Here is a 26,465-nt window from a genome sequence, read left to right as displayed (position 1 = left end):
GCACCGACACCCTGCCCTTCAGGCGGATGAAGTCCTCGCGGATGCCGCTCGCGATGAGACGGGCGTCGGCCGTGCGGTCCTGCCGGTAGATCACCGCCTTCACCGGCCCGAGCGTGGCGCCCAGGGCGCTGCCCGGCTCCAGCCGGTCGAGCAGTTCCATCGTGCCGTCCTTGAACTCGCGCGCGGAGAGAACTTCCGGCGTGATCGGCGAGACGAGGATGTCTGCGGCCATCAGGGCCGCGTCCTGCAGCGGGCCGATGGCGCCCTGCGTGTCGATCAGGACACAGTCATAGGCGTTCGCCACCACGGCGGCCTGCAGCGCGAAACGCAGCCGGAATCCGCGGTCGATCCGATTGAGTAGCCAGTTGGGCAGGTGGCCCTCGGGATCGTCGGACACGACGATGTCGAGGTTCGGGAAGACCGTCGCCGTGATGCACGCAGCGGTGACTTCGCCGCGCAGGATCACCTCGGTGAGCCCGGCCGCCGGCTGCGGCCTTGCCAGCGGGAAGTACTTCGACAGCGACGGCTGGACGTCCGCGTCCACGAGAAGGACGCGCAGCCCCATGTCGGCGAGCAAGGCGCCGAGATTGGCCGTGAGCGTCGTCTTGCCGACGCCGCCCTTGGTGCTGGTGATGGTGAACTTGATCATCGATTCCGCGCCGATTCAGGTCGGTCCTCAGGCATACGGAATCGCCGGGAAAAGTGTCGGGCTACTCCTTCAGATAGTCGCCAAGCCCCTGGTCTGCGAACACCCGACGGATGCGCTTGATCTCCTCGTACAGGGTGCCGCGGTGGATTCGGAGCCGCTCGGCGGCCTCTTTGATGGTCAGCCCCTCCTCGCCGAGCATCTGGCACAACTGCCGCTGGACCGGCGTGAGCCGAGCCAGGGCGCGGCCGATGTCGATGCGCGCGTGTTGGCGATCGACGGCACCGGCCTCGTCCTGCTGGGCCGACTCCTTGTCGGCCAGCAGGTCGGCCAGCGTAAGGCCCTCGTCGGAGCCGTCGGGCGCGGCGTCGAGCGACAGCGCGTCCTGCTCTCCGGCGCGCTTGTCGGCCGCCCGCTCGCGGATCAGATCCGTGAGCTTGTTGCGGATGACCTGCGCCATGTACCCCACGGGCGGGGAATCGGGATCGGGCGCGAGCTTCCGTCGCACCACGATCCAGTGCGCCAGGCACTCCTGCATCAGATCGTCGAACTCCTCCCGCTCGAGGCTTCGAGACCGCCTCCTGAACTCACCCACCAGTTTCTTCGTAACCGCGATCTCCCATCGCTGGAGACCCTCTCCCGCCTTGAGCGCCATGACTCTCCCCGTCGGTTGCCGGACGGGAAGGAGATCGAGCGGAGGTCAGCGGAAGGAAAAGAGCGACAGGCGACCTAATTCGTAGGGCCGACAACGGCAGTAGTGGTCGATGTGTCCCGACACTTCTGGCCGGGATTCCGTAACCGGAGACCAAGGGCCTCGCGATAGATGGCGAATGCCGGCGATCGATGGCGAGAGGCGCCAGGACGCCGCACGTGGGCCCCGAGGTTCGCTAGCCGCCAGATAGTGGCGGCTCGCGAGGTTGACGGTTTCGAGAGTCGGTCGGGGCGCTGCGGTGGCCCATGGACCGAGAACGGGGGTGCGGATGAAACGAGGGAATCAGTTCAAAGACGTGGCGCGGCTGGCCGGAACCGGGAGGCCGCAGGCGACGCCTGCCGCACTCGACGGTGTCGTCGAAGACGATCGTGATGCCGGCCGGAATGGCGCCCCGGCGCTTCGGCAGGCGGTACTCGAGACCGAGCCGCCGGGCGCGTTCGACGCGCGAGCGATCCGGGAGCTGCGCAAGGCAGCGCCGACCGATCCCAAGGGACTGCGGCGCACGATCCGCCGCAACGAGCTACGTCAGATCGTCCCGCTGGCGGACTCGACGATCTACGAGTTGGAGCGCCGCGGGGAATTCCCGCAGCGGTTCTACCTCACGGCGCGCTGCGTGGTGTGGGACCTGGCCGAGGTGATGGCCTGGTTGCAGAGCAGGCGGCAGGCTGGGAGCAAGGGCATGAAGAAGGCGCCGATGCCGGATGTTAGGAAGAGGATTTGCCGGCCGATCATCTCGAACGGCTAGCCGGACCACGCGCGTGAGCGTTCGTTCCGCGTGCCTGGCGACGGTACAGAGAGTGCTGCCCGGCAGAATGAACCTGGGGAGCCCACGCAATCAGCGATGTGAAGGGCTGCAATGCGTGGTACAGCAGTCCGTCAGGCAACGTCGGCGACCGGTAGCACCGAGCCAATGGACTAAACCGCTCGCGCGGTAGGCGCTCCGGCGACGTTCGTGGCGGATCGTTGCACCCGTGACTCTGCGATGTTGGCGACCGAGGCAATCCGCCTCGGTCACCGACAGGAGCAGGATCATGGACGTCCCCACCCCGACCCCACCGGCCACCGTCTCGCCGCTGCGCCAGCGCATGCTCGAGGACATGCGCATGCGCAAGTTTGCCGAGCACACGCAGGACGGCTACATCCGCGCCGTGCGCAAGCTCTACACCTTCCTCGGCCGATCGCCGCACACCGCCACTGCCGAGGACCTGCGCCGCTTCCAATTGCATCTGGTGGACACCGGCACCGGCCCGGTCACCATCAACGCCACCCTCACCGGGCTGAAGTTCTTCTTCGACATCACGCTGGGCCGGCCAGAGGTCATGCTCAAGATGACGCACGTGGCCGTGCCGCGCAAGCTGCCGGTGATCCTGAGCCCCGAGGAAGTCGGCCGCCTGATCGCAGCCGCTCCCAACCTCAAGCACCAGGCCGCCATGTCGGTGGCCTACGGCGCGGGCCTGCGCGTCAGCGAAGTCGTCTCGCTCAAGGTCGGCGACATCGACGGCGAGCGCATGACCCTGCGCGTGGAGCAGGGCAAGGGCCGCAAGGACCGCTACGCCATGCTCAGCCCGGTGCTGCTGGAGCGGCTGCGCGCCTGGTGGAGGCTGGGCCACGCGCAGGGCAAGATCCGCAACGGTGGCTGGTTGTTCCCAGGCCTGGACCCCACCGACCACGTGACTGCGCGCCAGCTCAACCGCGCCGTGCACCTGGCAGGGGCCACCGCCGGCATCGACAAGCGCATTACGCCGCACGGACTGCGCCACGCCTTTGCCACCCACCTGCTGGAGCAGAGGGTCGATATCCGTGTCATCCAGGTGCTGCTCGGGCACAAGCGGCTGGACACCACGAGCCTGTACGCCGCCGTGGCCACTGACCTGCTGCGCCGCGTCATCAGCCCGCTGGATCACACGTCCGACAAGGCCGCAGGCGAACCTGTTCCCGAGCCTGCACCGCAGCCGCCAGCGCTGTAGCAGCACGCCACCGTGCGCGGGCGACCTGCCTTCGAGGTCGCCGACATCTTCCGTGCCCACGGACCCGCTTGGCGTAAGGCCCAGCGCGGTCACCTGAGCCTGGCTCAGCTCAAGGTGATGTCGGCCATCACCCAGTGCCGCACGGCGGCACTGGGTGGTCATGTCCTGCGCTGCGACGGCTGCGGCCTGGACCAGGTCTCCTTCAACTCGTGCCGTAACCGGCACTGTCCGAAGTGCCAGAGCAGCGCCGCCAGGCGCTGGCTGGACGCGCGCCAGGCCGATCTGCTGCCGGTGGAGTACTACCACGTGGTCTTCACGTTGCCCGCGCCCATCGCCGACATCGCGTACCAGAACAAGGCGGCGCTGTACGGCCTGCTGTTCGACATGGCAGCCGAGACGCTGCAGCGTATCGCGGCCGATCCCAAGCACCTGGGCGCCGACATCGGCGCCACGCTGGTGCTGCATACCTGGGGCTCGGCGCTGACCCACCACCCGCACGTGCACGGCATCGTGCCGGGCGGCGGGTTCTCGCCCGACGGCTCGCGCTGGGTGGCCTGCCGGCCGGGGTTCTTCCTGTCGGTACGCGTGCTGTCGCGGCTGTTCCGGCGACGCTTCCTGGAGGAACTGCAGCGGCTGCACGACAGCGGCAAGCTCAGGTTCTTCGGCGAGCACGCGGCGCTGGCCGACGCCGCTGACTTCAAGGCGTGGCTCGCGCCACTGCGCAAGTGCGAGTGGGTGGTCTATGCCAAGCGGCCGTTCGCCGGACCACAGGCGGTGCTGGCCTACCTGTCGCGCTACACGCACCGCGTGGCCATCTCCAACAGCCGGCTGCTCGCGATGGACGAGCGCGGCGTCACCTTCCGCTGGAAGGACTACCGCGCCAAGGGCAATACGCGCCACAAGGCGATGACGCTGAGCCCGCAGGAGTTCATGCGCCGGTTCCTGCTGCACGTCCTCCCGGGCGGCTTCCACCGGATCCGGCACTTCGGCCTGCTGGCCAACAGCAACCGGCGGGACAACCTGGCGCTGGCGCGCGAGTTGTTGCAGGTGGCGCCGCCTGCGTGCGCCGCGTCGGCAGACGATGCGTCGACGACACCGGCGCCGACCTTCGTGTGTGCGCACTGCGGCCACGCCATGGTGGTGCTGCAGGTCTTCTTGCGCGGCTGCTCGATCCGAGCGCCGCCAGCATCATGACGACGCGCGATCACCATCGACCAACTCGGCGCCAACCATGGCGTCCGGTGCAGCGCTGCGCGCATGCCGTGATGACGGCACCTGCAAGCTGCGTTGCCGCGCTCTGCCACGACGCCGTGGCGCGTCGCAGGCGATCCGTGATCGTCGGTCCGGTCTTGAGGATGCGCCGCGCGCAGCTGGATCGCAGCCTCAGCGCCACTCAATCGCCATAGCCGCGGCGCACAACGACCACCGTGGCGTTCGCCGCGGTTTCCTCCCTCGAGGCTTACGCAACACCTGCCCGGACGCGCCGGGGTAGCGCCACTGCCTGCGCGGGAGGGCAGGTGTCACGCAAGCCTTAACAGGGGTGGTCCTTAGCGTTGGCGGCACCAAGCGCTCGCCGCCTAGCGCGCAGCAGCCCCATGTCTGTCTCACCAAACGTCGCAGCGACCGTTCACGAACGAAAACCGGACCTCCCCATCGCTGCGAGTGGTGAGGACTCTTCTCACGCCAGGCTGCCCGCGAAAGTCGGTGATGCCGATTGCCTTGCTGCCATAGTAGGTCGTCGTGTCCTGTGTGTCGTATTGCTTGTGGTCATCGCTAATGACGACCAAGTTCGGATTGCAGCCGTGCACGTCGAACATTTCCTCTGACACGCCGCTCCACCGCCCGTGGTGGGCGGCAACGAGCACGTGTACTCCAGCTACGACCGGTCGGAACGCCGGGCATGTCGCCAGGAGATTGGCCCAGCCATTGCTCTCCATGTCACCCGGGAACATGAACCGGAACCCTCGAATGTCTAGCGTAAACACGAGGCTGAGATTGTTCTCATCGTCGAAGTATGGATAGGGGTTCCACGACCAGATCATGTTGACGTTCGGGATGGTGGGCGTCACCTGCGCCCAAGCCATGCTTCGACGGATAGCGAGCGTGTTGGCGAGCGCGGCGATACCCGGACCCATGCCATCTCGAGTCTTAAGGCTGACAATCGTTTCGGGCGCAACCGTGGGATTGGCCAAGATGCGGCCTATGCTGATGCCACGGCTCACCAAGTCGGGATAGCCGCTCATGTGGTCCTCGTCGAAGTTCGTACAAACGAGCATGTCGACGAAGCGAACCCCGAGGCCTTGAAGATGCGCCCCTGGATACCACGGCGCGCCTCTGAAACTCGTCGCATGCCCGCAGTCGACCAGGATCCGATAAACCGCTCCGCCGATCGCAGGCATCGTCAGCAGCGCGCACTGGCCATGATCGACGTCAAAGATCTGAAGGCCGCCGTCGTGCACAGGTAGGTACGTCACTGACTTCTCAACTTTGCTCAGACCGGCAACGACCTCGCGTAGTCACCAGCGATCGACCGCACATCGCAAGCCCGATGGCGTCCAGACCAACGACACTGCGGGAAGTCCACCGGCGTACTTGGCGATTGCCCTCAATGTCTCGCGATCGATGCCCGAGTGCGATCCACCAAGCGGATGGCTATGCCAAGTTCCAACGAACATGAGATGCCCAAGAGTATCGGCGTGGGCCCGGCGTAGGTCTTGAACCAGCCCGTTGATGCCGAGGATGAACCGATTCTTCCCGCGAACGCTATCGGGCGGCGCGTCGACGAGACCTGCGATCGTGATCGTGCGGGATTCGTAAGAGACCCGACCGACCAGCGCGCCACCGGTTTCCAGTTCTCCCCAGTGGCGCGCGTCCACGTCGATCGCGCCAGCCACTGCGGGAAGCACTCGGACCTCCCACCCGCCGTCCTCGGCCACAGGAACGACTGTCGTTGGAGGGACGGTGATCGTGGTCCAGCTCATACCCAGGCCCCCGGAGTCGGCGACGCCGATGCACAACTGGGCGGACGATGGAACTCCGGTGATGAGCCAGCGCTCGATCTGGATCGCCATCGGCGCTGCCGACCGCGATATCACTGCGTCGGAAATAGGCGTGGTCAGTGACCGACAGTTATCTCCGACGAAGATCCGGGTCGGCTCGGAAGAGTCGCCGGCAATCGCGACGCGGACTTCCCCATGCGCGCGGCAATGCTCGAAGAGCAAGCACGCCAGGTCGTCAACGCGGGACGCTCGGCTGAGCCCCTCCAGCATCAGGACGGCGCATCGCCCTTGGCCAAATAGCGCGGCCCGCGCGAGTCGCCCTGCATTGCCGGTCAGGAGCACAGACGTCGAGGCCGCGGCAAGGACTTGGAGCGAGGCCGTCGCGTCCAGGATAAGGGTGGTGTCGTCGGGAACGATGTCGGCGAATCGACTCGCGTTGGTCAATAGGGATACGGCGTCTACGTTGACCGCACGGGCTTCCGTGTGCGACAGCTTGGCGAAGGCGGCCTTCATGTGGTCGGCCTTGTTGGTTGGCAGCAAAGCCGACATCTCGTCCACCAGCGCATGACGCGCAAGGTTGTGAGGTGACATCGCCTCGTTGTCGACGAAGGTCAGGTTCCCGAACCCGCCGCGGCCAAGGTGCAGCCCCAGCTTCGAGCCCAGGCTGCCGCAGCCGAGAAGCACGACCTTAGGCTTCATCGCCGCCAGAGGATGCCCCGACGCCCGCGCGAGCAGCTCGGGCGAGAGTGCATGTGCGTGGAAGGCCGGATGAACCGAGGCGTTGCGCTCGAACGGAGATTTCGCGTCGACCTCGTAGTGCACGACATACGGCAGGAGCTCGACGCTCCTACCGGGCATGCCCACTAGCGACGCCGGCCGTTGGACGACGAGTATCACGATGGCGTAGAGACCCTTCGCCCAGCCGCGAGGGTCCTGTCTTGGATCGAGGATCGAGCGGCGGTAGTAGTCGCCAAGCGCTTGCGCAAGCGCCTCGTGGTCGATTCCGAGCTCGGCAGCGCGCGCGAGTAGGGAGTCGGGATCGACCGCCGTTTCGGGCTGGTACGTCGCGGCCACGTGGGGCTGTCCATCGACAATTGGTGCGCGTGCAACGAAAGTCGCACACCGCCCAGAGGCCCATGTGCCGCGTGGCTCGCCCTGCAGAGCCTGTTCGAAGACCAGCGCTGGCTGTGCCTCCAGAGCGCGAGAGACGTACGCGTACAGGCCGCCCTCGACCGTGGCGTAGCCTGCAATCGTTGTCAGGATGGCCCCGTCCTCCGGGGCAGCCGCGCCGACCTGTTCGGCGCTGAAGACGACCGTGGACGGGCAGGCGTCTCGCCGTGTCGGTTCCCAGCCTTGCGCGAGGTCGATCAGCGTTCCCGCCGCCGCATTTCCGAGCCACTCGATCACCTGGTCGACGATCGCGTCGAGGCCGAAGCGATGTAGAAGTTCGTCCAGTGATCCTTCGAACACGCAGGGCGAGACCAACTGGCCGGCGCGATGCGGGTTGATGTGGGGCAGATCGAGCGGGAAGTCCGCGCGCAAGTACGGGCGCGGTGCGTAGAGCGGCCAGCCAGTCCGGAAGACCAGCGTACAGGTCTCCAGCGCCCGCACGCCCGTGGCAGAGGTGCCGCTCGGACGCGACCGGCTGGGCAGTTCGACGGGGATGTCAATCTCAATCCGGACTGCCCCGTCGACCTCGATAGGGTTACCGACCCGGGAGAGGCCGCGGTGTCGTCTGAGTTGATCGAGAGCGTCGTCGATTGCCGTCATCGCGTTCCATGCGGCATCGGGGTACGCGCCGACGACACGACAGCCGCTGCCTTGACTCCGGCTTCTTTCTTCGACGGGGGCTGCACGCCTTGCGCAGTCACCGTGAACACGAGCGGCTCGACAGCGTCGGCCTTGGGGTACTCGCCGGTACAGTAGAACGCGCCCTTGGCGACATCGACGATCGACTGGTACTCGCGCTTGGCACGGATGCACGGCGGATCGCTGTCATCGTCGGCGATTGGCTTGCAGCTTGCCACGACAACTGCGCCGTCTCGCGTTTGCGATAGCGCGCTGCGCGCGCCGTGGTCGATCTCCGCCTCCTCGCCGAGTTCGGACCAACTGTCGTAGGACAACGAGTGCCACGAGCAATGGTGCGGCGATTGCATGATGTCGTACTCGAGGACCGCCGACTCGTGTTCGTGGCGCTGCCACAGGCGGTTCCAGATGAATACCTCGGCATCGCCGCCGGTCAGGAACTTGGCGCCGTCGGGTGTCTGCGCGTCCGCGGCCAGCGTGAAGTTGAGAATGACGCTCGATTGGTTCTTGGCGAGGGATTCCTCGAGTTCCTCGTCATCAGTCGCATCGATGGGCGCCAGCAACCGGGCCGTGAAGAAAGACGAAGCGGTACCGTTGATCTCGTTGAAGGCCTCATCGACCTTCCGCAGGATCGGAGCGAGGTCGTCAGTCTTGCCGTCGATGTCCTCGCCCATGATCTGGATCCGGTCGCCGTCTCGGACGGCGAAACCCTTGTCGCGGTTCGCCTGAACCCGGCGGCGGGCCTCGGTGTTGAAGGCCTTGGCGTCGTCGCACAGCGTATGCGTCTTGCTGGCGCGCCGGAAGACGATCGGCGATGACCAGATCTCCCGGATCACGATCTTCTTGTCCTTGTAGTCCCTCTTGTCGTCCGGGTACTCGGCGAGCGGCCCTAGGTGGAAGTGGCGCGCGAGCCCGCGGCAGTGGTCCTGGTCCGGGTGACTGAGCAGGAACGCGTCGACGTAAGGGCGGCCGTTTTCATCCTTCTTGAGCCGGTCCCGCAGGTCCTTGGCCACGTCGCGGGCGTCTCCGTCGGGATCGTCGGCGTCCTGCCGGATGTTGACGTCGATGAGCAGGGTGGTGCTCGCGGCGTCGCCGAACTTGATGAGGGTCATGTCGCCGTTGTCGACGGGGAAGAACGTGATCGTGGTAGGCATCTTGAGTCCCTGTACCGAGTGCGCTGTCGTACACTAATTATACGCATAGTTTTGATACCAATCTATGAAGTATACTGGCGACATGCACAATGAGTCTCCTATCCCGGACCAAAGCGCGGGCGAGCCGCGAGGAGTCAGCTGGGGGCTGGAGCGCCGGCTTCAGTTCATAGATTTCCGCCTCCGCTGGGAAGGCCGGTTGAACCGCACGGACTTGACCGAGCACTTCGGGCTTTCAACGCCGCAGGCGTCGCTGGACATCGCCAAGTACAGCGAACTCGCACCGGGCAACTTGACCTACGACCGAAGCTCGCGGACGTACGTCGCGGCGGCGGAGTTCAGGCCGCTGTTCCCGCGCAGCTCGGCGCGGCGCTACTTGGCCGAACTCCTTGCAACGAAGACAGGGCTCTTGGAGCCGGGGGCGAGCTTCATCGGCTTGGCTCCCGAGGTGGACTCCGCTCCCTCACCTTGGCGTGCGCTCGACGAGCGCACCGTGGAAACGCTGGTAAAGGCGATTCGCCAGAAACATGCCATTGACGTTACCTACCAGTCGATGAGCTCGATCGAAGCGACGCGCCGCCAGCTGTCGCCACACGCACTTGGCTACGACGGTTTCCGCTGGCACGTGCGGGCCTACTGCCACTGGAGGGAGCGATTCAGCGATTTCGTGCTGGCCCGAATCCTCGACATCAATGCCTTCGAGCCCAGCCAGATCGATCCGCGGCTTGATACCCAGTGGCACACCGTCCTCACGCTCGTGCTCGCACCGCACCCGGATCTTCCCGCCACGACGAGGCGCGTGCTGGAGTTGGACTACGGCATGCAGGACGGCGAGGTGAAACTGCCCTGTCGCCAAGCCTTCCTCTACTACACATTGCGCCGCTTGGGGCTGCATGCGAAAGGGCACTCAGATCCGGCCGCTCAACAGATAGCGCTGAAGAATCGCGAGGAACTCCAGCCGTACATCGACGCCGTCGGTGCAAGCACCTAAGGACCTTGAATGACCGGACTATTTGAACTCTTCAAGGACCCTTACGAACGCAAGGCACGTCTTACGCCGGGGCTGCTCGTTTCGTTGCCGCTCCTTGTGCCGCTCGTGACCATCTATGGGCCACGGCATCCGGTCTTGACTGCATTGGTTGGGTTGCTCGGTGGGTGTGGTGCCCTCTATTTGCTGGCAACCATCGCACGCGGACGGGGTAAGAAGTTGGAGGAGGCGCTCGTCAAGGAATGGGGCGGGATGCCGACGACGATCGCGCTTCGACACCGCGATACGTCAGTGCTGGACAGTGTCAGCAAGCGGCGATACCACGGCGCAATCGCCTCAAGGCTCGGGATAACGATCCCCACTGCAGAGGAGGAGGCAGCAGATCCGGCGCGGGCTGACGACGTCTACGTGGGGGCGACGAAGCGGATCCGCGAGTTGACCCGCGGCGACAAGAGCCTCCTGCTGAAGGAGAACATCGCCTACGGCTTCCACCGCAACATGCTCGCGATGAAGCCGGTTGGCGTAGCGACCTGCATTGTTGGTCTGACGTACGGGCTGATCATCGCCAAGGTTCTTCAGCTCGCGCCACTCGGCTTTGCGCCCGACCGCCTTGCAGACCCCGGCTTGGCCGCGTCGATGACATTACTGATTTCCGTCCTGTTATTGGCTGCTTGGCTGTTCTACTTCAACAAAGAGATGGTTCGACGGGTCGGCGTTGCGTATGCGGAGAGGCTGTTCGAGTGCCTGGCATCTCTACCATCCTCGGCGCCACGGAAACGGTCGACCAAGACAGCTGAGGGAACTGACGGCGCGAGCTGACAGCGCCCACTCTTCCGCCGTCTGTGCACGGAACGGACCTGCGATGCCTTGCTGTTGCAGTTCGGGACTGGATATTCGCTCTTCTGACATCTGACTCGCGATTGGCGGCATCGGGTCGCGGGTCTAGTAGCCCTCGACGAGCGACCAGTTCAGGGCATTGACCCGACCCGACGACGTCCGGATGGTTGCGGCCGACGCAAACGCAAATGTCTCTTCCGACAGTCGACAAGGCGGCGCACGCACGACACTGGTCGTAGCCCCGCCCCTCGGCGGGCATGCGTGGCTGCCGCTCAAATCGGCGCCGCCGTCGTCGCCACCTTCATGCTCGGCGGCAGCAGCGTCGGGGTGTGCGACTTCCCCGCCACCCAGGCATCGATCATGTCGGCCCACTCTTGCAGCATGTGGCGGCGCTGTTCCGCGTACTCGGCCTTGTTGTAGACGCCGCGCGATGAGCGCCCGTCTTCGTGGGCAAGGCACTTCTCGATCCAGTCGCTGTTGAAGCCCAGCTCGTTGAGGATGGTCGAGCCGGTGCGGCGCAGGTCGTGCACCGTGAAGGGTTCCAGCGGCAGCTTCGCTTCCTTGGCGCGCTCGGCGACGATCTGGGTGACCCGGTTCAGGGTCGCCTTCGACATGCAGCGATCGGCGTCGTAGCGCGAAGGCAGCAGGAACTTGGAGCCGCTGGCACAGGTGCGCAGCGCCACCATGATGTCGAGCGCCTGCTGCGACAGGTAGACGTTGTGGGGCTTGCCGGCCTTCATGCGGCTCTTCGGGATCGTCCAGACGGCGTTCTCGAAGTCGACCTCGTCCCAGGTGGCCTCGATCAGCTCGCTCTTGCGCACGAGCGTCAGCAGGATCAGGCGCAGCGCCAGGCGGATGGTCGGCAGGGTCGCGGTGGCGTCCAGCACCCGGTGCATGACGCGGATCTCGGACGGCGACAGCGCGCGGTCCTTGGCCACGAAGGTGGCGATCGATGAGGGGCCGACTTCGTCCGCGGGATTCGGCGCCTTGTCGCCATGCAGCGCCGCGAAACCGAACACCTGCTTGACGATGTCGCGCACGTGCACGGCGGTGGCCGGCGCGCCGCGCGCCTTGACCTTGGCGCACAGGTTGCGCAGGTCCTCCGCGCCGATCTCGGCCATCAGCCGGTTGCGGAACACCGGCATGATGTCGCGGTCGATGATGCTCTTGCGCATCGACTTGGTGCTCTCGGCCATCCTGGCTTCTTCCAGCCAGCGCTTCGTGAACTCCTCGAAGGTCTTGGCCTCGGCTGTCCTGAGCTTCTCGCGCTGCTTCTCCTGGGAGGGAGACCGGCCTTCTGCGATCGCCTTGCGCGCTTCCACGCAGCGCTCGCGCGCCATCAGAAGCGAGATCCCGTCCTTCGATCCGTAGCGGCCGATCGTGAGGGTCTCCCGCCGGCCGTTGAGCCGGTAGTCGAGACGGAAAGTGATCGTGCCCCTGGGAGAGACGGTCACGTACATCCCGTCCCGGTCGGCGATCTTGTAGGTGGTGGCCTGGGGCTTGATGCCCCTGAGCGTGCCATCGGACAGCATCGGCGGTCCCTCCTCTCGGAGGAATTTTACCGTCACGATTATTTGGCCGCTACAAATTCTATAAGTCGTTGATCTATATAGTGTTTCTGCCGATCTTTTTACCGTCAATGACCTCGTAGCGCTGACGGTAAAAAACTTGGAGGGTGGCCCTGCCAGATTTTTACCGTCAGATTTACCGTCAAACTGAAGGGCATCCCCCCGATAGATGTCGATAGGTCTCGACAGACGTTCTCTATACGGGACAACAACTTAGCAGCGATTTCCGATGGATCTCGATAGACGCTGAAGGACGCCGAATCATTCCCACTCGATCGTCGCCGGCGGCTTGCTCGACACGTCGTAGACGACGCGGTTGATGCCGCGCACCTCGTTGATGATGCGGCTCGACACCTTCTTCAGCAGCGCATACGGCAGCTCGGCCCAGTCGGCGGTCATGAAGTCGCTGGTCTGCACCGCGCGCAGCGCGACGACGTGGTCGTAGGTGCGGCCGTCGCCCATCACGCCGACACTCTTCACCGGCAGGAACACCGCGAAGGCCTGGCTGGTCTTGTCGTACCAGCTCCTGCCGTCGGCCGGGTCGACGGTGGCGCGCAGCTCGTCGATGAAGATCGCGTCGGCGCGCCGCAGCAGGTCCGCGTAGTCCTTCCTCACCTCGCCGAGGATGCGCACGCCCAGCCCCGGGCCGGGGAACGGGTGGCGGTAGACCATCTCGTGCGGCAGCCCCAGCGCCACGCCGAGCTCGCGCACCTCGTCCTTGAACAGGTCGCGCAGCGGCTCGAGCAGCTTCAGCCCCAGCGTTTCCGGCAGGCCGCCGACGTTGTGGTGGCTCTTGATCGTCGTGGCCTTCTTGGTCTTCGCGCCGCCGCTCTCGATGACGTCGGGGTAGATCGTGCCCTGCGCCAGCCACTTCGCGTTGGCCAGCTTCTTCGCCTCGCGCTGGAACACCTCGACGAAGTCGGCGCCGATGATCTTGCGCTTGGCCTCCGGGTCGGCGACGCCGGCGAGCCTGCCGAGGAACTGCTCGCTCGCGTCGACGTGAACCACCTTCGCGTGCAGCCGGCCGACGAACATGTCCATCACCAGTCGCGCCTCGTTCAACCGCAGCAGCCCGTGGTCGACGAAGACGCAGGTCAGCTGGTCGCCGATCGCGCGGTGGATCAGCGCCGCGGCGACGCTCGAGTCGACGCCGCCCGACAGCCCCAGGATCACCTCGTCGTCGCCGACCTGCGTGCGAATCGCCTCGACCGCCTCGGTGATGTGGTCGCGCATGATCCAGTCGGGCTTCGCGCCGCAGATGCCCAGCACGAAGCGCTCGAGCAGCGCGCGCCCCTGCGTCGTGTGCGTGACCTCTGGGTGGAACTGCACGCCGTAGTAGCCGCGCCCCTCGTCGGCCATGCCGGCGATCGGGCAGCTCGGCGTGCTGGCCATCAGCCTGAAGCCGGGCGGCAGCTCGGTGACCTTGTCGCCGTGGCTCATCCACACCCGAAGCATGCCGTGGCCCTCGGTGGTGCGGAAGTCCTCGATGCCGTCGAGCAGCCTCGTGTGGCCGCGCGCACGCACCTCGGCGTAGCCGAACTCGCGCTGGTCGCTCCACTGCACCGCGCCCCCGAGCTGCGCGGCCATCGTCTGCATGCCGTAGCAGATGCCCAGCACCGGCACGCCGAGCTCCCACACCGCCTGCGGCGCGCGCAGCCGGTGCTCGTCGTAGGTGCTGCCGTGGCTGCCCGACAGGACGATGCCCCTGGGCGCGAACGCGCGCACGAAGTCGTCGGACACGTCGTTGGGGTGGATCTCGCAGTACACGTGCGCCTCGCGCACGCGCCGGGCGATCAGCTGCGTGACCTGCGAGCCGAAGTCGAGGATCAGGATCTTGTCGTGCATGGGCGTCGGGCGTTCAGGGGGCCGCCACCGCAGCGGCGGCGCCGGCGCGGTGGCGCTGGAAGTGTCGCAGGGCGAGCAGCCAGGCCAGCGCCTGCAACGTCGCGCAGAAGAAGAACGGCAGCCCGATCCACACGTCGCCCTGCGGGCGGTGCGACACGGCGCCGAGCAGGAACGCCGCGACGACCGGCGCGGCCACGCCCATCAGGCTGTTCAGCGATGCCAGCGAACCCATCGTGCGGCCCTGCTCGTGCTCGCCGGCGGCCGACGACACCAGGCTCTGCAGCACCACCGTGGTCGCGAAGCCGAACAGGTTCAGGCCGATGACGACGAACATCATCCACGGCACGCTGGCCAGCCCGAACAGCAGGTAGCACACCGTCGACGACCCCAGCCCGAGCAGCGCCAGCCGCTGCGGCGTGAAGCGCTGCAGCAGCGGCTTGATCAGCCCGCCCTGCACCAGCGCGGCCATCACCCCGACGGCGAACAGCGACCAGCCGTTCTCCTTCGGCCCCCAGCCGAACTTGAAGGTCGTGTACAGCACCCAGCTCATGTGCATCGTGAACTGCGCCAGAGCCGCCAGCGCGATCACCCACACCAGCGCCCCGGCGCCGCGCAGCGTGCCCAGCGCGCGCAGCGCGGCCACCGGGTTCGAGCGCGACCAGCGGAACGGCTCGCGCCGCTCGCGCGGCAGCGACTCGGGCAGCACGAACACGCCGTACGCCGCGTTGACCAGCGCCAGCGTGCCGGCCACGAAGAAAGGCAGCCGCAGGTCGATGTCGCCGAGCACGCCGCCCATCACCGGCCCCAGCGTGTAGCCGACGCCCAGCATCGCTCCGACCAGGCCGAAGCGGCGCGCGCGCAGCGCCGGCGGCGAGATGTCGGCCACGTAGGCCTGCGCCACCGCCACGTTGGCCTGCATCGCGCCGCTGAACGCGCGCACCACGAGCAGCACCCACAGCGCCGTGGCCAGCGCGGTGGCGTAGAAGTTCAGCGCCAGCGCGGCGAACCCGAGCAGCAGCACCGGGCGGCGCCCGAAGCGGTCCGACAGCCCGCCGAGCACCGGCGCGCCCAGGAAGCTGGCCACCCCGAACACGAACGCCACCGCGCCGTACCAGAACGCCTGGTCGCCGCGGTCGCCGGTGAAGGTGCCGATCAGCGCCGGCAGCACCGGGATCATCAGCCCGACCGACAGCATGTCGATCAGCACGACGACGAGGATGAACGGCAGCGCGGCCGCGCGCGGTGCGCGGCTCATGGTCGGCGGGTGCGGCGCGCGACGCGGCGGCCGCCGTGGGTGCACGAGGCCAGCGCGGTGCTCACTCGAGCCGGTAGTTCGGCGCTTCCTTCGTGATCTGCACGTCGTGCACGTGGCTCTCGCGGATGCCGGCCGACGTGATCTGCACGAACTCGGCGCGCTGGTGCATCTGCTCGATGCTCGCGCAGCCGCAGTAGCCCATCGCGGCGCGCAGCCCGCCGGCCATCTGGAAGATGATGCTCACCACCGAGCCCTTGTACGGCACGCGGCCCTCGATGCCCTCGGGCACCAGCTTGTCGGCGTTCGGGTTGGCGGCCTCGTCGTTCTCCTGGAAGTAGCGGTCGGCGCTGCCGGCCTTCATCGCGCCGATGCTGCCCATGCCGCGGTAGCTCTTGTAGCTGCGGCCCTGGTACAGCACGATCTCGCCGGGCGCCTCCTCGGTGCCGGCGAACATGCCGCCCATCATCACGCTGCTGGCGCCGGCGGCGATCGCCTTGGCGATGTCGCCCGAGTAGCGGATGCCGCCGTCGGCGATCAGCGGCACGCCGCTGCCGCGCAGCGCGGTGGCGACGTTGTCGATCGCGGTGATCTGCGGCACGCCGACGCCGGCGACGATGCGCGTCGTGCAGATCGACCCCGGCCCGATGCCGACCTTCACGCCGTCGGCGCCGGCCTCGCACAGCGCCAGCGCCGCGGCGCCGGTGGCGATGTTGCCGCCGATCACGTCGACCTGCGGGAAGTTGCGCTTGACCCAGCGCACGCGCTCGATGACGCCGGCGCTGTGGCCGTGCGCGGTGTCGACGACGATCGCGTCGACGCCGGCGCGCACCAGCAACTCGACGCGCTCCTCGGTGCCCTCGCCGACGCCCACCGCGGCGCCGACACGCAGCTTGCCCTGCGCGTCGCGCGCGGCGTTCGGGAAGTTGGTCTGCTTGGTGATGTCCTTCACCGTCATCAGCCCGCGCAGCTCGAACGCGTCGTTGACGACCAGCACCCGCTCGAGCTTGTGCCGGTGCATCAGCGCCTTGCCCTCGTCGAGGCTGGCGCCCTCGGGCACCGTGACCAGGCGCTCGCGCGGCGTCATGATCTCGCGCACCGGCGCGTCCATGCGCGTCTCGAACCGCAGGTCGCGGCCGGTGACGATGCCGACCACCTTGCCGTGCTCGATCACCGGGAAGCCCGAGATGCCGTGCTGCTCCGACAGCGCCTTGACCTGGCGCACCGTCTTGTCGGGGCCGATCGTGATCGGGTCGCGCAGCACGCCGCTCTCGTAGCGCTTGACCTTGGCGACCTCGGCGGCCTGCACGGTCGGCGGCAGGTTCTTGTGCACGATGCCGATGCCGCCCTCCTGCGCGATCGCGATCGCCAGCCGCGCCTCGGTGACGGTGTCCATCGCCGCCGACACCAGCGGCAGGTTCAACGAGATGTGGCGGGTCAGTCGGGTGGCCAGGCTGGTGTCGCGCGGTAACACCTGTGAGAAAGCCGGCACCAGCAGCACGTCATCGAAGGTCAGCGCGTTGCCGAGAAGGCGCATGGGAAAGGCTCCGGGCGCAAAAGCGGATTATAGGAACGCGCTGCGGCGCCACTTCTTCACGCCGGCGGCGGCGGGCGCTGGCTACACTGATCCGACCCCCGCTGCCGCCGCGTCGATGTCGCCCATGCGTGTGCCCCTGCTCGTGATCGCGTTGTCGCTGCTCGCCGCCGCCGGCGACGCGACCGCGCAGTGGAAGTGGCGCGACCGCGCCGGCCAGATCCACATCAGCGACCTGCCGCCGCCGCGCGACGTGCCCGAACGCGACGTGCTGCAGCGGCCCGCGCAGCCGGCCACCGCGCGCGCGAACCCGGCGGCCGAGGCCGCGTCGGCGCCGGCGGCCGCGTCGGCGGTGTCCGAGGCCAAGCCGCGCACCGACCCCGAGCTCGAGGCGCGTCGCAAGGCCGCCGAGCAGGAGCAGCAGGCCCGCGAGCAGCAGGCGCAGCGCCAGCTCGCCGCGCAGCGCGCCGAGAACTGCCAGCGCGCGCGCGACAGCCTGCGCCAGCTCGACAGCGGCATGCGGCTGGCGCGCGTCAACGACAAGGGCGAACGCGTGATCCTCGACGACCGTCAGCGCGCCGCCGAGGCGCAGCGCGCGCGCGAAGTCATCGCCAGCGACTGCCGCTGACGCGGCGCGCCGTGGGCGCGCGTCCACGCCGCCTGCCGCCCTGGCGCTTGTAGCGCAGCCGCCGCGCCTCCTTCGGGTCGACGGTCAGCGCGCGGCAGATCTCGACGCGATCGCGGTCGCGAAGCGGCTGGTCGGGTGGCGCGACGCGGCACCAGACGCTGTAGCTCAGGTCCGCCGGGGGCTTGTCGTCGACCAGCGCGCTGGCGCGCACCGCGTCGGCGAGCGTGCTGCCCGCGTCGAGCCACAGGTCACGGCGGCGCACGTCGCGCGGCGCCGGGCTGTAGACGACCTCGACGCGGATGCGTTCAGCGCTCACCGTAGACCTGCCCCGCGCGGCGCACGAAGGAGTCGACGAAGGTGTTGGCGACGCGGTCGAACACCGGGCTGAGCACGGTCTCCAGCGGCTTGCTCGCGAACGCGTAGCGCAAGTCGAACTCGATCTTGCACGCCTGGGCCTCGCCGCCCGGGCGGCCGAGCGGGTGGAACAGCCAGTTGCCGTCGAGCAGGGAGAACGGGCCGTCGACCAGTTCGACGAGCACCTGCTCGCCGGGCCGGTGCACGTTGCGCGTCGTGAACGCGTGACGCACGCCGGCGTAGGCCAGGCTCAGCCGCGCCGTCATGCCCTCGTCGTGATGCTCGATCACCTCGGCGCGCTCGCACCAGGGCAGGAACTGCGGGTAGTGCTCGACCGCCGTCACCAGGTCGTACATCTCGCGTGGCGAGTACCACAGCAGGATGGACTTCTTGACGTGCTTCATACAATGAATCGATTCTAGGCGTCGCTTGCAGCGCTGCCGCGTCGCCCCCACCTGCCCTTCCATGACCCTGATCGCAGAGAACCGCCGCGCCCGCTTCGACTACCACATCGAGGAGCGCTTCGAGGCGGGCATCGTGCTCGAGGGCTGGGAGGTCAAGGCGATCCGCGCCGGCCAGGTGCAGCTGACCGACGGTTACGTCGTGATCCGCGACGGCGAACTGTCGCTGATCGGGCTTCGCATCAACGCACTGCGCACCGCGTCGACGCACGTCAAGCCCGAGGCCGACCGCACGAAGAAATTGCTGATGCACAAGGCCGAGATCCGACGGCTGATCGGCAAGGTCGAGCAGCGCGGCTTCACGCTGGTGCCGCTGAACCTGCACTACAAGAACGGCCGCGTGAAGGTCGACGTCGCGCTGGCCAAGGGCAAGGCGCAGCACGACAAGCGCGAGACCGAGAAGAAGCGCGACTGGGAACGCGAACGCGGCCGGCTGATGCGGCACAAGGTCTCGTCGCCGAAGGGCTGAGCGGCGCGCGGCTCAGCCGCCGGCGGTGCCCCGCGCCCGCCGCGACTTCAGCGCGCTCACCCAGCGCATCGCCGGCGCCTCGACGGCACGGTGGAACAGCGCGCCGGCCGCCACGCTGCCGGCCCAGCCCAGCAGCACCCCGGCGGCCTGCACCGTGGGCGTGTGCGGCGCGAAGCGCTCGAACGCCGCGTTGACCACCAGGCACAGCGGATAGTGCACGAGGAACACCGCGTAGCTGATGCGCCCCAACGCGTGCACGACGTCGGCCGGTCCGCGGGCGCGCATGGCGCCGCGCGCAGCGAGCTGCGGCGCCACCGCGAGCCCCAGCGCGACGAGCGCCGCCAGCGCGATGCGCGAGCGCCAATGCAGCCACAGCGCGACGACGACCACGCCGGCCAGCAGCACCAGCCCGCGCGCGCGAACGGCGTGCGGGCGAGCCCACCACGCGACGAGCACGCCCATGCCGTAGGCGCCGAAGAAGTACGGCCCAGTGACGTCCCAGGCGGCATCGCGGTTGATCGCGAGCAGCGACGCCGCGGTCAGCGCGAACACCAGCCCCGCGGCGACGCACGCCGACGTCGGAACGTGCGCGGCGCGCCGTGCAGGCACGATGGCGCGGGCCGCCAGCAGCAGCACCAGCAGCAGCGCGTACAGCTGCAGGTCGATCGCGACGTACCACACGCCGGCCGACAGCGCCTCGACGCCGAGCAGGTCCTGCAGCAGCAGGAGGTGCGCGAGCACCTGCGCGGCGGTCGGCGGCGCCGGGATCGACGGATGGTCCATCCACGCGCGCGCCAGCGCCGCCGCACCGATCGCCAGCACCAGCGTCGCCGCGAGCGGCAGCACCAGCCGCAGGTAGCGCTCGAGCAGTGCCGCGCCGGCGCGCACGCCGTCGCGCAGCCGCCCGTCGGGCGCCAGGCTGCGCGCTGCGAGCCAGCCCGCGACGACCAGGAACACCTGCACGGCGATGCGCGCGTCGCCCGCCATCGCGTCGAACAGCGCCGGCCACAGCGTCGCGGCGTGGTCGGCCATCGGGCCGTAGAACGCCAGGTGATGCAGCACGATCGCCTGCGACGCGACCGCCTTCAACGCGTCGACGTGCAGCGCGCGCGCCGCGCCGCGGCTCACGCGATCGCGCGCAGCGCTTGCTGCAGGTCGGCGCGCAGGTCGTCGACCGCCTCGAGCCCGATCGACAGGCGCACCAGCGTGCCCGGCAGCGCCGCGCGGTCGCGACGCATCGCAGACAGGTCGTACGGCACCGCCAGGCTCACCGGCCCGCCCCACGAGTAGCCGATGCGGAACAGCCGCAACGCGTCGACGAAGGCGTCGACGCGCTGCGGCTCGATCGACGCGTCGAACAGCACCGAGAACAGCCCGGCCGCCCGCGTGCACAGCGCCGCCCAGTGCGCGTGGCCGGGCGAGCCGGGCAGCGCCGGGTGCAGCACGCGCGCGATGCCGGGCTGCGCCTGCAGCCAAGCGGCGAGTTCGCGCGCGGCGGCGTCCTGCGCGTCGTAGCGCAGCCCGATCGACGGCAGCGCGCGCAACACCAGCTCGGCGTCGTTCGCGCCGACGCCCAGGCCCAGGCGCATGTGCGCGAGCAGCACGCGCTCGTGCAGCGCCGCGTCGACGGTGCTCACCGCGCCCATCAGCACGTCGGCGCCGCCCGACGGGTACTTGGTCAGCGCGTGCATGCTCAGGTCGACAGCGAGCCCGTCACCGAGGTCGAACGGGTCGAACGCCAGCCCCGCACCCCAGGTGTTGTCCAGCGCCACCGTCAGGCCGTGGCGCCGCGCCACGCGCACCAGCGCGCGCAGGTCGGGAAACTCCATCGTCACCGAGCCCGCGGCCTCGAGCCACAGCAGCTTCGTGTCGGCGCCGACCATCGCGTCGAGGGCGGCCGGGTCCATCGGGTCGTACAGCCGGTGCGCGATGCCCCAACCCGCCAGCATCGACCGTGCGAGGTCTTTCGACGGCCCGTACACGTTGTCGGGCAGCAGCAGTTCGTCGCCGGCGCGCAGCAGCGCCAGGTTGACCAGCGCCAGGGCCGACAGTCCGCTGGGCGCGAGCACGCAGTGGCGCGCGCCCTCGAGCGTGGCGATGCGCTCCTCGAGCGTGAACGTGGTCGGCGTGCCGTGCAGCCCGTAGGTGTAGCCGGCCTTGCTGCGCCAGTCGCGCGCGCGCAGCGCGGCGACGTTCGGGAACATCACCGTCGAGGCCTTGTGCACCGCCGGCGGCACCGCGTCGAAGCCCGCCGGCGCCCGGTACGGGTGGTGGATCAGGCGGGTGATGTCGTCCATCGGGGGCTCACAGCGGCTGGCCGACCAGGTCGTGGCCCTCGGCGGCGACGATGCGCACGCGCGCGAACTCGCCGACGCGCAGCTGCGTCGACGCCTTGGTCGGCGGCAGCAGGCGCACGGTGCCGTCGATTTCGGGCGCGTCGGCGTAGCTGCGGCCCACGCCGCCCCTGCGGCCGAGCGCCGGCGCCTGGTCGACCAGCACCTGCATCGTCGCGCCGACGCGGCGCCGCAGGCGCTGGGCCGACACCTGCTCGGCCACGGCCATGAATCGCGCGCGGCGCTGTTCGCGCACCTCGGCGGGCAGCTGGCCGCTCAGCGCGTTGGCCGCCGCGCCATCGACCGGCGAGTAGGCAAAGCAACCGGCGCGGTCGATGCCGGCGTCGCGAACGAACTGCAGCAGGTGCTCGAATTCGGCCTCGGTCTCGCCGGGGAAACCGGCGATGAAGGTGCTGCGGATCACCAGCTCGGGGCACAGCTCGCGCCAGCGCGCGATGCGCTCGAGGTTCTGCTCGCCGCTGGCCGGTCGCTTCATGCGCCGCAGCACGTCCGGATGCGAGTGCTGGAACGGCACGTCGAGGTACGGCAGGATGCGCCCTGCGGCCATCAGCGGCAGCACGTCGTCGACGTGCGGGTACGGATAGACGTAGTGCAGCCGCACCCAGGCGCCGTGCGGTTCGGCCAGCTCGCCGAGCTTGTCGCACAGGTCGGACAGGCGCGTACGCACCGGGCGCCCGTCCCAGAAGCCGGTGCGGTACTTCGTGTCGACGCCGTAGGCGCTGGTGTCCTGGCTGACGACGAGCAACTCCCTGACGCCGGCTTCGAACAGCCGCCGCGCCTCGCCGAGCACGTCGCCGATCGGCCGCGACACCAGGTCGCCGCGCATGCCCGGGATGATGCAGAAGGTGCAGCGGTGGTTGCAGCCCTCGCTGATCTTCAGGTAGGCGTAGTGCCTGGGCGTGAGCTTGACGCCGATCTTGTCGAAGTGGGGCGGCACGAGGTCGACGAACGGGTCGTGCGGCCTGGGCACGTGCGCGTGCACCGCGTCCATCACTTCCTCGGTGGCGTGCGGGCCGGTGACCGCGAGCACCTTGGGGTGCACCTGGCGCACCAGGTTGTCGCCGCCGGCGCCGGTGCGCGCGCCGAGGCAGCCGGTGACGATGACGCGGCCGTTGTCGGCCAGCGCCTCGCCGATCGTGTCCAGGCTCTCCCGGACCGCGTCGTCGATGAAGCCGCAGGTGTTGACGATCACCAGGTCGGCGCCGGCGAAGGTCTTGCTCGTCGCGTAGCCCTCGGCGGCCAGCCGGGTCAGGATCAGTTCCGAGTCGGTCAGCGCCTTCGGGCAGCCGAGGCTGACGAAGCCGATGGTCGGCGCCGGCGCGGCGATCGCCGCGCGGTGGGACGTTGCGTTCATGCGGGAATTGTCCCGCAACGCCGGATCAGGGCTTCTTCGGCGGGAAGCCGGGGAACATCGAACCCGACTGCTCGAGCATCTGCTTTTGCATCTGCACGAACAGGTTCTTCGACTGCTCGAGGTAGTTGCCCATCAGCCCCTGCATCATCGGCGCCTGGCCGCTGAGGAACTGCGTCCACATCTCGGGGGTGAAGTTCTTCGGGTCGTACAGGCCCTTGGCCTGCTCGGCGAGGCGGTTCTGCATCTCGACGAAGGTCTGCAAGTTCTTCTCGAGGTACGCGCCCATCATGCCCTGCATCGCGTGGCCGTAGAAGCGGATGATCAGCGCCAGCGTCTGCGCCGAGAACATCGGCATGCCGCCGGTTTCCTCCTCGAGGATGATCTGCAGCAGGATGCTGCGCGTCAGGTCCTCGCCGCTCTTGGCGTCGCGCACCTCGAAGTCGTCGCCGACGAGCACCATCTGCTTGACGTCGGCCAGCGTGATGTAGCTGCTGCTGCGCGTGTCGTACAGACGCCGGTTCGGGTACTTCTTCAGGACCCGCACGCCGGAGCTTGCGGCGTCGGCGGCGGCGGGGCGGGGCGCGGCGGGCATCGGGGCGGCTCCAGGACGGTGAGCGGCGATTCTAGGAGTCGCCCCAAGCGGCCCCGCGGGGGGTTTTCCCGCCCGAGCGCGCAACGCCGCCGCCCGAGGATCGGCGATGATGCCGGCGATGCACACGAGCGGCGACGTCGACGAACCGCGCTACGGCTGGGTCGTGGTGTGGGCGTGTTTCGTCGCGCTGGCGGTGATCTTCGGCGTGTCGTACTCGTTCGCCGCGTTCTTCGAGCCGTTCGCCGCCGAGTTCGACGCCAGCCGCGCCGAGGTGTCGCTGGTGTTCGGGCTGTCGGGGCTGCTGTACTTCGTGCTCGGTGCCTTCGCCGGCATGCTCGCGGACCGCCACGGTGCGCGCCGCGTGGCCAGCGCCGGCATGCTGTGCATCGCCGCGGCGCTGGTCGCCGGCAGCGTCGCCGGTACGATGACGCAGGTGACGCTGGCGTACGGCGTGGGCCTGGGGCTGGGCATCGCACTGGTGTACACGCCGTCGATCGGCTGCGTGCAACCGTGGTTCACGCGCCGCCGCGGGCTCGCCGCGGGGCTGGCCAGCGCCGGCATCGGCGCCGGCACGCTGGTCGTGCCGCTGCTGGCCGCCGGCGCGATCGCTGCGTGGCAGTGGCGCGGCGCGATGCAGGCGCTGGCCGTCGGCGTGCTGTTGGTCGGGCTGGGCGCGACGCTGCTGCTGCGCACCGCGCCGTCGGCCACGCGCCGCGCCGGCGCGACGGTGGCCGGCACGCCGCTGGGCCAGGCGTTGCGCGGCCGACGCTTCGCGTGGCTGTACGCGATGTGCGTGCTCGGCGCGCCGAGCATGTTCGTGCCGTTCGCGCACCTGTCGGCGTCGGCACGCGATCTCGGCGTGCCCGAGGCGCAGGCGGTGGGGCTGGTCGGACTGATCGGCATCGGCAGCCTGACCGGGCGCTTCGCGATCGGCGCGGTGGCCGACCGCATCGGCCGACCGTGGACGCTGGTCGGCGTGATGGCCTCGCTCGGGCTGTCGATGGGCCTGTGGCTGGTCGCGCGCGACTACGCGGCGCTGGCGCTGTTCGCGCTGTGGATGGGGCTGAGCTACGGCGGCAGCGTGTCGCTGATGCCGGCGCTGTGCATGGACTTCTTCGGCGCGCGCGCGGTGGCCTCGATCATCGGCACGCTGTACACCGGCGCGGCGCTGGGCAACCTGGCCGGGCCGTGGGTCGCCGGACGCGTGTTCGACGCCACCGGCAGCTACGCCACGCCGATCGCCGGCTGCGGCCTGCTCGCGCTGGCGGCGGCGTATTCGGCGTGGCGCGCGGTGCGCAGCTGAGCGCGCGCTCGCATCACCAGTGACTATGATCGCCGCGCCTCCACGGCGCGAACGGCGGGTGCATGTCCTCCTGGTGTGCGATCGACTTCGGCACGTCGAACTCGGCCGTGGCCGTCGCGCGGCCGCGCGGGCAGGCAGCGTCGCTGGTCGCGGTCGAAGACGGCCAGGCGACGATGCCGACCGCGGTGTTCTACTTCACCGACACCGACGAGGCGGCGACCTTCGCCGGCGCGCAGCGGCCGGCCGGTGCGCTGCCCCGCGCCTACGGCCGCGCCGCCGTGCGCGCCTACGTCGAGGGCGCCGCCGGCCGGTTGATGCGCTCGCTCAAGTCGATCCTGGGATCGTCGCTGGCCGAGCAGTCGACCGACCTCGGCGAAGGGCACGCGGTGCGGTACCTCGACGCGGTGACCGGCGTGCTGCGCCGCCTGCGCGAAGTCGCCGAGGGCGCGTGCGGTGCGCCGCTCGAGCGTGCGGTGCTCGGCCGGCCGGTGTTCTTCGTCGACGACGATGCGCAGCGCGACGCCCGTGCGCAGGTCATGCTCGAGCGGGCGGCGCATGCCGCGGGGTTCGCCGACGTGCGCTTCCAGTTCGAACCGATCGCCGCCGCCCTCGACCACGAGCGCAGCGCCGAGCGCGAGCAGCTCGTGCTGGTGGCCGACATCGGCGGCGGCACGTCGGACTTCTCGCTGGTGCGCATCGGCCCTCGACGGCGCGGGCGCACCGACCGCCGCGACGACATCCTGGCCAGCCACGGGGTGCACGTCGCCGGCACCGACTTCGACCGCCGCATCGAGCTGGCCGTCGTGATGCCGCGACTGGGCCTCGGGGCGCGCGGCCCGTCGGCGGCCGGCGCCCGCGAGGTGCCCAGCGCGATCTATCACGACCTCGCGACCTGGCACCTGATCAACACCTGCTACCGCCCGCAGCGCGTCGCCGAGCTGCGCGCGATGGCCGACTGGTACGACGACCCCGTGCCGCATCGCAGGCTGATGCACGTGCTCGACCAGCGGCTCGGCCACGACCTGGCTGCACGCTGCGAATCGGCGAAGATCGAAGCCGCGTCGACAGGCGTCGCACGCATCGACCTGTCGTGCGTCGAGCCCGCTCTGGCAGCGACGCTGGACGAGGCCACCGCGCTGCGCGCGCTCGACGGCGATCTCGAGCGCATCGCCGCTGCCGCGCGGCAGACCGTGCGCCTCGCCGGGGTCGACGCCGACGTGGTGGACGCGCTGTACTTCACCGGCGGCTCGACCGGCTGGGCGCCGCTGACACGGCGGCTCGCCGCTGACTTCCCTCGGGCGCGCACCGTGCACGGTGACCGCCTGGCCAGCGTGGCGCGCGGACTGGGCGAGTACGCCGCCCGGATGTACGGCGACGGTGGATGAGCGCGCGTGTTCGATCGCCCGGGGCCTGCGGCGCCGGTGACGCCGGCATCGCGCGTGCCGAGGCTCGCCGGCCGAGGACGGAGTCGCAGCATGGACGCCATGTCCGTGCCGCCAAAGACAAAGGGCCCGGCATCACCGCCGAGCCCTCGTCCCTTCTACCGGATCTGGTAGGCGCGATTGGACTCGAACCAACGACCCCCACCATGTCAAGGTGGTGCTCTAACCAGCTGAGCTACGCGCCTGAAAGGCCGCGAGTATAG

At 68.9% G+C, this 26,465-nt stretch carries 24 protein-coding genes and 1 tRNA gene; 9 read left to right on the top strand and 16 right to left on the bottom strand.

The genetic code is table 11. The features are described from left to right. Together PKC53_RS11860 and PKC53_RS11855 are read right to left on the bottom strand one after the other, a co-directional pair. Positions 1-649, bottom strand: a 649-nt coding sequence (locus tag PKC53_RS11860; protein ID WP_324428798.1) for a ParA family protein, incomplete at its 3' end; no start/stop codon positions are given. A gap of 61 nt (positions 650-710) precedes the next feature. After that, a complete protein-coding gene (locus tag PKC53_RS11855) occupies positions 711-1,301 on the bottom strand; it encodes a sigma-70 family RNA polymerase sigma factor (protein ID WP_324428796.1) in 591 nt (196 codons plus the stop codon). Between the two features lie 325 nt (positions 1,302-1,626). Between PKC53_RS11855 and PKC53_RS11850 the strand changes: the two genes are divergently transcribed. The 3 genes from PKC53_RS11850 to PKC53_RS11840 all read left to right on the top strand — a co-directional run bounded on the left by PKC53_RS11850 (position 1,627) and on the right by PKC53_RS11840 (position 4,519). Further along, a complete protein-coding gene (locus PKC53_RS11850; RefSeq protein WP_324428794.1) occupies positions 1,627-2,103 on the top strand; it encodes an AlpA family phage regulatory protein in 477 nt (158 codons plus the stop codon). 286 nt (positions 2,104-2,389) lie between these two features. Further along, positions 2,390-3,325, top strand: coding sequence for a site-specific integrase (locus tag PKC53_RS11845; RefSeq protein ID WP_324428792.1), 936 nt, complete (start codon positions 2,390-2,392; stop codon positions 3,323-3,325). Between the two features lie 12 nt (positions 3,326-3,337). Then, complete coding sequence (locus tag PKC53_RS11840; protein WP_324428790.1) at positions 3,338-4,519, top strand: IS91 family transposase; 1,182 nt, start codon at positions 3,338-3,340, stop codon at positions 4,517-4,519. 410 nt (positions 4,520-4,929) lie between these two features. On the opposite strand, the gene PKC53_RS11835 is transcribed toward PKC53_RS11840, so the two are convergent. Genes PKC53_RS11835 through PKC53_RS11825 form a run of 3 tightly spaced genes read right to left on the bottom strand, consistent with a single transcriptional unit; the run spans position 4,930 to position 9,284 of the window. Then, on the bottom strand, positions 4,930-5,799 hold the full coding sequence (locus PKC53_RS11835) for a hypothetical protein (protein WP_324428789.1): 870 nt from the start codon (positions 5,797-5,799) through the stop codon (positions 4,930-4,932). A gap of 42 nt (positions 5,800-5,841) precedes the next feature. Then, positions 5,842-8,094: a ThiF family adenylyltransferase gene (locus PKC53_RS11830; RefSeq protein ID WP_324428787.1), complete on the bottom strand. Its 2,253-nt coding sequence runs from the start codon at positions 8,092-8,094 to the stop codon at positions 5,842-5,844. Then, entirely contained in the window at positions 8,091-9,284 is a 1,194-nt protein-coding gene (locus PKC53_RS11825; protein WP_324428785.1) for a metallohydrolase, read from the bottom strand. The genes PKC53_RS11830 and PKC53_RS11825 overlap by 4 nt, the downstream gene beginning before the upstream one ends. Positions 9,285-9,348: 64 nt before the next feature. On the opposite strand from PKC53_RS11825, the gene PKC53_RS11820 reads away from it, so the two are divergent. Further along, complete coding sequence (locus PKC53_RS11820) at positions 9,349-10,272, top strand: WYL domain-containing protein (RefSeq protein ID WP_324428783.1); 924 nt, start codon at positions 9,349-9,351, stop codon at positions 10,270-10,272. Positions 10,273-10,281: 9 nt separating this feature from the next. Beyond that, a complete protein-coding gene (locus tag PKC53_RS11815) occupies positions 10,282-11,088 on the top strand; it encodes a hypothetical protein (protein WP_324428781.1) in 807 nt (268 codons plus the stop codon). A gap of 290 nt (positions 11,089-11,378) precedes the next feature. On the opposite strand, the gene PKC53_RS11810 is transcribed toward PKC53_RS11815, so the two are convergent. The 4 genes from PKC53_RS11810 to guaB all read right to left on the bottom strand — a co-directional run bounded on the left by PKC53_RS11810 (position 11,379) and on the right by guaB (position 17,308). Beyond that, the gene (locus PKC53_RS11810; RefSeq protein WP_324428779.1) at positions 11,379-12,638 is read right to left on the bottom strand and encodes a tyrosine-type recombinase/integrase; all 1,260 of its coding nucleotides are present in this window, start codon (positions 12,636-12,638) and stop codon (positions 11,379-11,381) included. A 297-nt stretch (positions 12,639-12,935) separates the two neighbouring features. Then, a complete protein-coding gene (guaA, locus tag PKC53_RS11805) occupies positions 12,936-14,519 on the bottom strand; it encodes a glutamine-hydrolyzing GMP synthase (protein WP_324428777.1) in 1,584 nt (527 codons plus the stop codon). A 13-nt stretch (positions 14,520-14,532) separates the two neighbouring features. Next, entirely contained in the window at positions 14,533-15,774 is a 1,242-nt protein-coding gene (locus PKC53_RS11800) for an MFS transporter (protein WP_324428775.1), read from the bottom strand. 61 nt (positions 15,775-15,835) lie between these two features. Further along, the gene (gene guaB / locus PKC53_RS11795; RefSeq protein ID WP_324428773.1) at positions 15,836-17,308 is read right to left on the bottom strand and encodes an IMP dehydrogenase; all 1,473 of its coding nucleotides are present in this window, start codon (positions 17,306-17,308) and stop codon (positions 15,836-15,838) included. Between the two features lie 124 nt (positions 17,309-17,432). On the opposite strand from guaB, the gene PKC53_RS11790 reads away from it, so the two are divergent. Further along, entirely contained in the window at positions 17,433-17,933 is a 501-nt protein-coding gene (locus PKC53_RS11790; RefSeq protein WP_324428771.1) for a DUF4124 domain-containing protein, read from the top strand. On the opposite strand, the gene PKC53_RS11785 is transcribed toward PKC53_RS11790, so the two are convergent. Together PKC53_RS11785 and PKC53_RS11780 are read right to left on the bottom strand one after the other, a co-directional pair. Next, positions 17,911-18,249 (bottom strand): RnfH family protein, encoded by a 339-nt coding sequence (locus PKC53_RS11785; protein ID WP_324428769.1) that lies wholly within the window; start codon positions 18,247-18,249, stop codon positions 17,911-17,913. The two genes, PKC53_RS11790 and PKC53_RS11785, sit on opposite strands and share 23 nt — an antisense overlap. Further along, positions 18,239-18,691: a type II toxin-antitoxin system RatA family toxin gene (locus tag PKC53_RS11780; protein WP_324428767.1), complete on the bottom strand. Its 453-nt coding sequence runs from the start codon at positions 18,689-18,691 to the stop codon at positions 18,239-18,241. Before PKC53_RS11780 ends, PKC53_RS11785 begins: the two co-directional genes overlap by 11 nt. Before the next feature lie 61 nt (positions 18,692-18,752). Here PKC53_RS11780 and smpB point away from each other — a divergent pair, with 61 nt between their 5' ends. Continuing rightward, the gene (gene smpB / locus PKC53_RS11775; protein ID WP_324428765.1) at positions 18,753-19,217 is read left to right on the top strand and encodes an SsrA-binding protein SmpB; all 465 of its coding nucleotides are present in this window, start codon (positions 18,753-18,755) and stop codon (positions 19,215-19,217) included. Positions 19,218-19,229: 12 nt separating this feature from the next. On the opposite strand, the gene PKC53_RS11770 is transcribed toward smpB, so the two are convergent. From PKC53_RS11770 to phaR, 4 genes are read right to left on the bottom strand one after another with little or no spacing between them, the layout of a single operon-like run. Then, complete coding sequence (locus PKC53_RS11770; RefSeq protein WP_324428763.1) at positions 19,230-20,345, bottom strand: acyltransferase family protein; 1,116 nt, start codon at positions 20,343-20,345, stop codon at positions 19,230-19,232. Beyond that, positions 20,342-21,514, bottom strand: a complete 1,173-nt coding sequence (locus tag PKC53_RS11765; RefSeq protein ID WP_324428761.1) for a PLP-dependent transferase — start codon at positions 21,512-21,514, stop codon at positions 20,342-20,344. The genes PKC53_RS11770 and PKC53_RS11765 overlap by 4 nt, the downstream gene beginning before the upstream one ends. A 7-nt stretch (positions 21,515-21,521) precedes the next feature. Next, complete coding sequence (rimO, locus tag PKC53_RS11760; protein WP_324428759.1) at positions 21,522-22,925, bottom strand: 30S ribosomal protein S12 methylthiotransferase RimO; 1,404 nt, start codon at positions 22,923-22,925, stop codon at positions 21,522-21,524. A gap of 25 nt (positions 22,926-22,950) precedes the next feature. Continuing rightward, positions 22,951-23,517, bottom strand: a complete 567-nt coding sequence (gene phaR, locus PKC53_RS11755; RefSeq protein ID WP_324428757.1) for a polyhydroxyalkanoate synthesis repressor PhaR — start codon at positions 23,515-23,517, stop codon at positions 22,951-22,953. A 118-nt stretch (positions 23,518-23,635) separates the two neighbouring features. Between phaR and PKC53_RS11750 the strand changes: the two genes are divergently transcribed. Beyond that, positions 23,636-24,820, top strand: a complete 1,185-nt coding sequence (locus PKC53_RS11750) for an MFS transporter (RefSeq protein WP_324428755.1) — start codon at positions 23,636-23,638, stop codon at positions 24,818-24,820. A 62-nt stretch (positions 24,821-24,882) separates the two neighbouring features. Next, a complete protein-coding gene (locus PKC53_RS11745; protein WP_324428753.1) occupies positions 24,883-26,205 on the top strand; it encodes an Hsp70 family protein in 1,323 nt (440 codons plus the stop codon). Between the two features lie 165 nt (positions 26,206-26,370). On the opposite strand, the gene PKC53_RS11740 is transcribed toward PKC53_RS11745, so the two are convergent. Further along, positions 26,371-26,447 (bottom strand) — tRNA-Val (locus PKC53_RS11740). Positions 26,448-26,465: the final 18 nt, after the last annotated feature.

It is taken from the genome of Azohydromonas sp. (assembly GCF_035325925.1).
Taxonomy (GTDB): Bacteria; Pseudomonadota; Gammaproteobacteria; order Burkholderiales; family Burkholderiaceae_C; genus Calidifontimicrobium.
Note: the sequence above shows the minus strand (reverse complement) of the source record. Positions and strands in the feature narration are given on the sequence as shown.